The sequence below is a fragment of the Flavobacterium sp. genome, from assembly GCF_021151785.1.
Taxonomy (GTDB): Bacteria; Bacteroidota; Bacteroidia; order Flavobacteriales; family Flavobacteriaceae; genus Flavobacterium.
The window spans coordinates 1-1,909 of sequence record NZ_JAGKWP010000185.1 but is presented as its reverse complement, the minus strand read 5'-3'; the positions used below and the strand labels follow the sequence as shown (position 1 = coordinate 1,909).

Here is a 1,909-nt window from a genome sequence, read left to right as displayed (position 1 = left end):
CGCCACTTTAAAGTGGCGTTTTTTATTACGATACTGTTTGATTCAATTTACTATTTTTATATCCAAAAGAAAAATAAACAACTAAACCAATTAATAACCATCCAAAAAACCAAATCCAATTAGAAACAGTCATCCCAGTCAATAAATAACAACATGAAACCAATCCTAATAACGGAATCAATGAAAAGTTTTTCACAAAAGATAAGCCTGATAAAATAATACATAAAATGTAAAAAATAATCAAAGGCAGATTTGTAGCCAATTTATCTCCACTAAAATCAAATAAATCAACAAAATAAGTAGGAAACAAATAATGAATTAAAATCAAAGAACAGATATATAATGAAGGAAAGACAAACTTAGAGTTTATATAGGGAATTCTAAATTTACCTTTACTATCAGCCATTTCTTCTTCACTTTGAGGAGAAAGCATCAATACACCTCCACAAACCAATACAAAGGCAAATAAAGTACCAATACTTGTAAAATCTAACACTAATGTTTCATCTGTAAAAAAGATTGGCAATCCAACGACAATACCAGTAACGATGGTTGCATAACTTGGTGTTTTGTATTTAGGATGAATTTTTGAAAAACGACTAGGCATCAAACCGTCTCTACTCATAGTCATCCATATACGAGGCTGTCCCATTTGAAACACTAATAAAACACTCGTCATTGCCACAACAGCTGCAATAGACACAATAAATAACATCCATTTTATCTCTTTTAAAGCAAAAATTTCAGCTAGTGGATCACTCACTCCTAAAAGCTCATAAGAAACCATACCAGTTAATACCAATGCTAAAATAATATAAACTACAGTACATGCGATTAATGAATAAATCATACCTTTCGGTAAATCTTGCTGTGGATTTTTACATTCCTCAGCTAAAGTAGAGACCGCATCGAACCCTATGTAAGCATAAAAAACAGCAGAAACACCAGCCATTACTCCACCAAATCCTTTAGGCATGAAAGGCGTCCAATTATCTACATCAATGTAAAAACAACCAACAATAATAACTAACAAAATAATGGCCATTTTAATAATAACCATTGCATTGCTAACATTCTTCGACTCTTGTGCTCCACGATAAACCAAGTAAGTAATAATAACATTAATCAGTACAGCAGGTAAATCAAAAATAATACGTAAACTCCCAATCATTGGAGCACTGGTCCAGGCTGTCATGCCCTCACCTACTTTATTTTCTAGAAAAGCCGTATGAGCTGACTGGTAATTGATAGTTAACCAATCAGGTAAATGCAAACCAAAAGTCTCCAATAAATTAGTAAAATAACCACTCCAAGAAAAAGCAATATAAATATTTCCTATGGAATACTCCATAATTAAGGCCCAACCAATAATCCAAGCAAATAATTCCCCAAAAGATACATAAGCATAAGTATAAGCACTGCCTGAAACAGGTACACGAGAAGCAAATTCTGCATAACACATAGCAGTAAAACCACAAGCAATAGCGCATATAATATACAATAAAATCACTGCTGGACCACCCTCAAAACAAGCATTACCGATAGCACTGAACGTCCCTCCTCCAATAACAGCCGCAATACCAAACAAAGTTAAATCCCTTACATTCAACACCTTATTCAATCCTGAATGTTCTCCGTCTCCTCCTTGTTTTAAAATCGTAGTAATTGATTTTTTTCTAAATATATTCATGAATACTTTATAAGATTTAGTAATTTATTAGTTTTTCTGCTCAAAAATTACAGAAAAGCAAATATATAATTATTATAGCAAATCGTAACCATTTGACATAATTTTGAAAACAATATTTTAACCTTTTTCAGTGCAGTATGGTTTATGTTTGATAAACTAACATTTATCATGACTTTTTAAATTCAAAAGCAGTATCTTTACCATGATACAGTGTTATAA

General features: G+C 31.9%; 1 protein-coding gene. It reads right to left on the bottom strand.

The features are described 5' to 3' along the window. Positions 1-25: 25 nt before the first annotated feature. Positions 26-1,690, bottom strand: a complete 1,665-nt coding sequence (locus tag QZ824_RS11510) for an amino acid permease (RefSeq protein WP_291276159.1) — start codon at positions 1,688-1,690, stop codon at positions 26-28. Positions 1,691-1,909: the final 219 nt, after the last annotated feature.